Genomic DNA, 3,201 nt, shown 5'->3' on the forward strand with positions numbered 1-3,201 from the left:
ACCAATAACCAATAACCAACAACCAATAACTGTGAGTTGTTAGTTGTGATTAGAAATTGAGAATTGGAAATTGGGAATTCGTAGCGAGTAACCAATAACCAATAACCAATAACCAACAACCAATAACTGTGAGTTGTTAGTTGTGATTAGAAATTGAGAATTGGAAATTGGGAATTCGTAGCGAGTAACCAATAACCAATAACCAATAACCAACAACCAATAACCAACAACCAATAACCAATAACCAATAACTACTGACTGCTGACTACTTGTTTTGTTGAATAAAAGTTTGTACGAAGGCATTTGTTTCTGGGGTTATTTCTGTTACCAGCCGCACCGGGATTGCGTTTGTTGATGCAAACTGTGCGTATTCTGGTGTTAGAAATATTGCATATTTGTCGGCTTCTGCTGTTAGTTGAGCGGCCATCGCTAAACTTATAGCTTTAATATAATTTCGGATGCTCGCGGCTTGGTTGCCGACAAGTTCGTCACCGGTAATGACTGTACTCGGTCTCCCAACTTGGTCTAAGGTTGTACTCGGATCTTTGACGCTTAAGTGGGTTCCTCCTACAAATCCAACTAGCCATTTGGGTGAGGGAATTTTTGGGAAGCCGGCAATTTGTTCGACTAAGGCTGGTGTGGTTTTGTCTGCTGAAGATGCTACTATTAATGTGGGAATCTTAATTTTACTTAAGCCTGTTTCTCCAAATAATAATGATGTTGTGGGATTCATGACGATCGCCCTTTTAATTCTGGCATCCCGCAATTGATACCGTTCTTGGGGCAATCCGGCAGCCGCGCACTGAATGCCTTCGCCCAAGCTAAACCCAATCAAATCTCCCTGACAGCGCTGTTTGAGTCGGGTCAATTGCAGTTCGGCGCCGGCTAGGGATAAGGCTGTTGCACCGCCGAAGGAATAGCCAATGATTACCGATCGGTCGATCGCGATTTTCCCCCGCAAGTTATCATCAGTTTGGTTCAATTTTGCTAGTTCGTCGAGCACAAAACTGATGTCCTTGGGACGGTCTAAAAACTCTTGAGGAGCTAATAACCCAGACTTACCCGCAATCGCAGCATTAGTGTTCGTTTCGTTGCTTCCTGGATGTTCCAAAGCTGCTACCACATAGCCGTAAGACGCTAAATGCTCGGCTAAATATCGCAAATCGGTGCGAACTGAGCCCAAACCGTGAGACAAGACGATCGTCGGTTTGTCTGCCGTCGCAGCTCTCGACCAGTAAACATCAACCGGAATGCGCCGATTGCGGGCGCTGTCGTTCAAATCTAGCGCTAGTACCCGCACCGAATTAGGGCCCGGCGCGGTCGGGTCGAAAGGCAGGTTAAAGGCGGGTTTAGCGGCTGCTAACTGAGGTGCGATCGCCGCCATAAAGCGCTGAGTTTGCCAAAAACCGGCGTTCAAATTTCCCAAAACCGAGAAAGCTCGATCGAGATCCACCACTACCCGCGAGCTCGGATAAGATTCAATAAAACTCAATACCGACAAGCCTTCCGGCGCGTTAGCTCCCAGCACCAAACCCGCTCGCAGCGCTTGGACACCCGCACCGTCGCGCCTGGGTATGACTGTAGTCAAATCTGTGAGGATGGCATTCCCGATCTGGGTATTTAACAAGTTGCTCAAACCGACTACATTTATGGGGATTTTTGCTTGCAGGGCTCCCAAGATTTGACGGCGCTGTGACTCAGACAGCAAATTGGCGTAGGCTTGCAATCTTTCGGGGACTTTTCCGGTTTTTGCGAGTTCGCGCAAATCTGCAACGGATATTGAAGATTCTAAAATACCTTTGCGGACAACAACTGTTTCGGCAGCTTTTGCAGGAGATGCGAAAGCGCCGAAAATGCCGATGCCGATCGCGCTACAAACACTCGTGAGGGAGGAAAACCATCTGAAATTGGGTCTAAGGCTCATTTTTACCTGATTCAACTATAAACTATATCACTATATTCTCAGAATTTTCCCAGATACCGAAAAATTGCCCCAGATGCCCAGAAATTGTCTTGGGGTGCGAGCGGCGGTGTCTCTGGGTATGTTTAATTGTCGATCGCCGATTAGCACCTAATGGCACTTCTCTTGCCGATGCTAATAGACTTGAATTGTCAAAGTCATTTTCATCAAAATTTCGGATGGCGCCGGAGCAACATCCCACATTTTTTTGTAGGATGGGCTTCTAGCTTGTCCTAACTATTTTGGCAATTCAAGTCTAATCGCGATTAGTTGAATATTTGTTTAATTAACAATCATAAAAATACAAATTTCTGACAGCCAGCCAAGCAGTCGGCGTGTATTTTTTAACCGGGAAAAGGCGCACAACTTGTCATCATAATTTCCTGGGATTCACATCTAATCTCAACCGCAGGTGAATGCAGGTTCATCGCATCACCTGCACTTAAAATATTCCTCAAGATGTAGGAAAATAAACAACAAGCATCGAAACATCTGGGTGTGTGAGTCCGGGCGATCGATGCCGGTTCTTTGAGAGTTCCCGGTTGTTCCCACAAATTCTGTTGCTGATAAGTTGTTGTTAAAATCAGCAAATCGTGTTCTAACAAATTCTGCGAAACTAGCCTGACAAAATTTCCCTGCACCCGATTTACTGTGATCTCAGAAAGAATTTCTACCTCGGCTTCATTTTTGTTGTTTAGTTCTCGTTTTTTCGCCACCAACAACACTTGCAAAGTCGCCTTGAGATCCTCTGCCAAACTCTTAGCAATATCCACCGTTTCCTGAAATCCCAACCGAGTCAACTCGCTGTCAGTTACCGCCAAAACAATTCTGGCTGTATTCTGGATCGGATCGGGAAATCGAGAAATCAGTACCGGTACGGGCGATCGCCTCACTATATTATCAATGATGCTGCCAAAAAAATTGTCGCGAGTTGTGGAAAAGCCCTTCCAACCGCAAACAATTAAACTAGCCTCGCGTTCGGTTGCACTCCGCAGAATTCCGCGATCGATCGCATCATCTATTCTCGCGATCGGTTCCACCGCACAATTAGCCGCGTTAGCCACAGTTTCCGCCGCCCTCAAAAGTTGAGTTTGCTGCATTTTTTGTGCCGGCGAAATTGCTTCTTGGCGATCGGACAAAATATGCAGCGGCAGCAAAGTTCCCTGAGATGTTTTAGCTAAAATCAAAGCCAAACGCAGCAAATTATCTTCCGTATTCGGATTGGCAACAGGCACTAAAAC

General features: G+C 45.9%; 2 protein-coding genes. Both read right to left on the bottom strand.

Annotated features, from left to right (window positions below; genetic code table 11):
* Window positions 1-265 precede the first annotated feature (265 nt).
* Entirely contained in the window at window positions 266-1,924 is a 1,659-nt protein-coding gene (locus IQ270_RS29235; protein ID WP_193976616.1) for an alpha/beta hydrolase, read from the bottom strand.
* Between the two features lie 380 nt (window positions 1,925-2,304).
* Window positions 2,305-3,201: universal stress protein (locus tag IQ270_RS29240; protein WP_228056809.1), on the bottom strand; the 897-nt coding region annotated here is incomplete at its 5' end.

Origin of the sequence: Microcoleus sp. LEGE 07076 (assembly GCF_015207455.1) — a bacterium.
Lineage (GTDB): Bacteria > Cyanobacteriota > Cyanobacteriia > Cyanobacteriales > Microcoleaceae > Microcoleus.